This window comes from Brevundimonas sp. Soil_N_31, assembly GCF_057655995.1.
In genome coordinates this window covers 1-3,644 of the sequence record NZ_JBDGLE010000021.1, presented here as the reverse complement: position 1 = coordinate 3,644, position 3,644 = coordinate 1, and the positions used below count along the sequence as shown (strand labels likewise).

Genomic DNA, 3,644 nt, shown 5'->3' with positions numbered 1-3,644 from the left:
GGCTCTCCTCCAGCTCTGCCGGAGGCTTAACGCCGCCGGTGGGTTGGAGAGCCGTCCACAGCATCAGAAGCGGACATGGGTTGTCCGCCGGGGGGTACTGTCAGGTTAAGCGGCCCAGGATCAGAAGCCCCCTTACCCCGCCCTGCTCAGGCCGTAGCCGCCGCCCATGCCACATCCGCCTCGGCGCGGAAGCGGCGAAGGGTCGGTCGGCTGATCAAATGACGTTGGACGTTGAAGGTGTTATAGATCGCGGCATGGGTGGTGAGGAACTTCTGGGCGGAGGCCTGGGATTTGAACCCCTGCTGCTGTCGCTCTCGTCGTCGGATCGGCAGATGAGAGTTCTCGACCCGATTGTTCTCCCGTAGCCGGCCTGGTCGATGAAGATATTTCAACCCCAGCTCCCGAAGCGCCGAGCCATATGACGCTAGGCCGTCCGTGGTGATCCGTTCCGGCCCAACAGGCTGATTTCGCAGGAGCCGACCGAGCAACTTCAGCGCCGCCTCATTGTCTCGCCGCCGCTGGACGACGACGTCAAGGACCTCGCCTTCGTCGTCGACGGCTCGCCACAGGTACATTCGCCGGCCGCCTATCCAGCACACCATCTCATCCAGATGCCAGCGCGGCGACGGCGCCGGCCGTCGCTTCTTCAGACGCCGGGCGATCAGCGGCCCGAACTTCCGCGTCCAGCACCGGATCGTCTCGTAGCTAACCTCGATCCCGCGCGCGGCGAGCATTTCCTCGACGTCGCGCAGGCTCAGACTGAAGCGAAAATAGAGCCACACCGCATGGCGGATCACATCCGCCGGAAACCGGTGGCGCTTGAATGATAGAGGCTTCATGAAAGGCGTCTCCGATCAGCCGTTTACGCTGGCCTTAAGTGGAGACAAGCTAGCGTTAGACTGACAGCACCCGTACGACTTATTGTGGCGGGGTCTTGGTGACCTTGTCGGCCCACATCTGAGCCACCTTGCCGGCCGCATCGCGTCCGCCGAGACCAAAGGCCAGGGCCGCAGCAACGGCGGCGGCGCCGAGGATCAGACCGAAGGCGAGCAGGACGATGTCGTCGGCGATGCCCATGAAGCGCAGGCCCATGGCGGTCGCCAGCGCAATGGTCGCCCAGCGGACCAGGGTCGACGCGAACCCGTCGGCACCGTTGGTGCCCTTGTTGATCAGATTGGCCAGGACGCCGCCGATCAGAACGCCGGCGGTGATGACGATCCCGCCGACGATGACATGACCCGCCAGCGCCAAGATTTCCTGCAAGGTCACGGCGATCGTGCCGAATTGCAGCAGCTTGGCGGCCTCCACTGCGGTGAAGGCCACGATGGCGGCCATGGCGATCTTGCCGACGATGGACGACGGCGTCAGGGCTTTCGGCGCCTCCCCCCCGAGCGCCCGCGCCGTAGCCGGCGTGACGTCCCCGGCATAGGGCGCGACGGCAGGCGTCGGTTGGGCCGGCTTCTCGGGCGTGGCCGTGAGGCTGGTCAGGCTGGAGATGCTGCGATCGAAGCCGGTGGCCGGCAGGATGCGTTCGATCAGCTGGGCGACCCAGCGACCGATGAACCAGCCTACAGCGAGGACGATGGCGGCGGCGAGGACGTGGGGAATCGCCGCCAGGACGGTCGAGAGGACGGCCACGGCGGGAACCGTGAGGGATTCGATGCCGAGCTGTTCCAGGGCGGCGATGGTGATCGGGATGAGGATCAGGACGAACACCAGGGTACCGATGGCCGTGCTGACACCGGTCGATCCGGTCGCCTTTGTCAGACCGGCCTTCTCAAGCCAGCGATCGGCGTTGGCGGCCTGCAGGGCGGCCTCGACGACCCGCCTGGCCAGGGTGGCGACGACGAAACCGATGAAGAAGATCAGGACGGCGCCCAGCACGCTCGGGACGAAGGCGGCGACTTGGGTCAGAAGGGTGTTGAGGGGGGTGACGACCTGGCCGAGGTTGAGGACGCCGAGCGCCGCGACGACGCCGAAAAGCAGGATCAGCCAGAAGGCGACGTCGCCCAGGCTAGCGCCGATAGAATGTTTGGGATTATCGCTGGCGGTCGCTTTCGAGGCGCCCGGAATGCGGTTGATGCCCTTGGCCAGCGCCCATTTGACGGCCTTGCCGATAAACCAGGCCGCGACCAGGATGACCAGGGCTCCGAGCGCCTTGGGGCCCCATTCGTAAATGAGCGCGTTCCAGCCGATGAACTCGTAGTTTGCCGTTTGCATTCAACCCTCCACGACGCTCCCTCGCAAGCGTCGCCGAACTAACGGTGCAAAGCTGAGGGGGTTCCGCCTGGCGATGGCTTTCACGCGGGGAACCGCCCATAAGCAGTCGGGTTGGTCGATCGCTACTCGTCGCTCACAGTTCTGGATTATGATGTTCATTCGCGTCATCCCGCTTTCACTGTTGGTAGGGCTGGCCGCCTGCGGCGCGCCGTCTCCTGACCAAGCGGCTCGGCCGGAACCTGCGCCCGTCGCTGTCGCTGCGCCAGAGCGCCCGATGGCCGCGGGCCTGTCGCGGCAGGCGATCGAGGCCGCGACATTCGAGCCGCCGGCGAAGCTGTCGCCTTCTAACGCGCCCGCGGCGACGCCAGGGTCGACGCCGCCTTTTGCAAGCACGCCGACGCAGGTCCCAGCGGGTGAGGACGTCGTTCCCACGACACCAGCACCGACCGCAGCCCTGATCCGGGCGCAGATTCTCCTGGATCGCTCGCCCTTTTCGCCCGGAGCCATCGATGGTCTGGACGGGGAAAACATGCGGCAGGCGATCGCGGCCTTTGAGACCGCCAATGGTCTGACCGTCGATGGGCAGCTCGACGCCGAAGTGTTCAGCCGCCTGGCGGCGGACAGCCGGCCCGTACTGAGCGACTACGTCATCACCGCCCAGGACCTTGCAGGTCCCTACATTGGGGCCCTGCCGGACGACCTTGAGGGCAAGGCGCGGCTGACTGCGCTCGGATACGCCACGCTGAAGGAAGCGCTGGCGGAGCGGTTCCATATGACCGAGGCCCTATTCGACGCCCTCAATCCCGGCGTCGATCTCAGCCGGGCCGGGCAGACCATCGTGGTGCCGGCGGTGGCGACGCCGTCGCTGGCCGAAGTCGTGAGGATCGAGGTCGACAAGACTTCCAGCCGGGTCACCGCCTTCGATCGCTCGGGCGGCGTCCTCGCCGTCTATCCCGCCACCATCGGCAGCAGCGAGCGGCCGGCGCCGACGGGGAACCTGAAGGTGGTCGGCGTGGCCAAAGCGCCCGACTACACCTACGACCCGTCGCGCCTGAGCTATGGCGATGGGAAACAGAAACTGGTGGTCGCCGCCGGGCCCAACAATCCGGTCGGCGTGGTCTGGATCGACCTGTCACGCGACACCTACGGCATCCACGGTACGCCAGATCCCGAACTGATCGGCAAAACCGCGTCCAATGGCTGCGTGCGCCTGACCAACTGGGACGCACAGCAGCTGGCGGCGGCGGTGAATCCCGGCATGGATGTGATCTTCCGCAACTGATCCGCCGCCCCGCACGCCACAGCTAAGGTCTTGATTTCCTGACACCAACCTTACGCTGATGCGTTGTGACGTGCTCCCTTCCTGATCCCCCGATTTGAGTGAGAGTCCGTTTCATCAAGGAGACGGACGTGAAGAAAAGCAG

At 65.6% G+C, this 3,644-nt stretch carries 3 protein-coding genes; 1 reads left to right on the top strand and 2 read right to left on the bottom strand.

The features are described 5' to 3' along the window. Positions 1 to 146 precede the first annotated feature (146 nt). Both AC3A3G_RS16305 and AC3A3G_RS16300 read right to left on the bottom strand, forming a co-directional pair. Positions 147 to 839 carry an IS6 family transposase gene (locus AC3A3G_RS16305; RefSeq protein WP_487488728.1) on the bottom strand — a complete coding sequence of 231 codons (693 nt, stop codon included), beginning with the start codon at positions 837 to 839 and terminating at the stop codon, positions 147 to 149. Between the two features lie 79 nt (positions 840 to 918). After that, positions 919 to 2,220: a mechanosensitive ion channel gene (locus tag AC3A3G_RS16300; RefSeq protein WP_487488727.1), complete on the bottom strand. Its 1,302-nt coding sequence runs from the start codon at positions 2,218 to 2,220 to the stop codon at positions 919 to 921. A gap of 274 nt (positions 2,221 to 2,494) precedes the next feature. On the opposite strand from AC3A3G_RS16300, the gene AC3A3G_RS16295 reads away from it, so the two are divergent. Then, a complete protein-coding gene (locus AC3A3G_RS16295) occupies positions 2,495 to 3,502 on the top strand; it encodes a L,D-transpeptidase family protein (protein WP_244878399.1) in 1,008 nt (335 codons plus the stop codon). Positions 3,503 to 3,644: the final 142 nt, after the last annotated feature.

Bases quoted from the DNA above. Each gene is read 5' to 3' on its own strand.
- AC3A3G_RS16295 (WP_244878399.1), top strand. From the start codon at position 2,495: ATGGCCGCGGGCCTGTCGCGGCAGGCGATCGAGGCCGCGACATTCGAG.
- AC3A3G_RS16305 (WP_487488728.1), bottom strand. From the start codon at position 839: ATGAAGCCTCTATCATTCAAGCGCCACCGGTTTCCGGCGGATGTGATC.
- AC3A3G_RS16300 (WP_487488727.1), bottom strand. From the start codon at position 2,220: ATGCAAACGGCAAACTACGAGTTCATCGGCTGGAACGCGCTCATTTAC.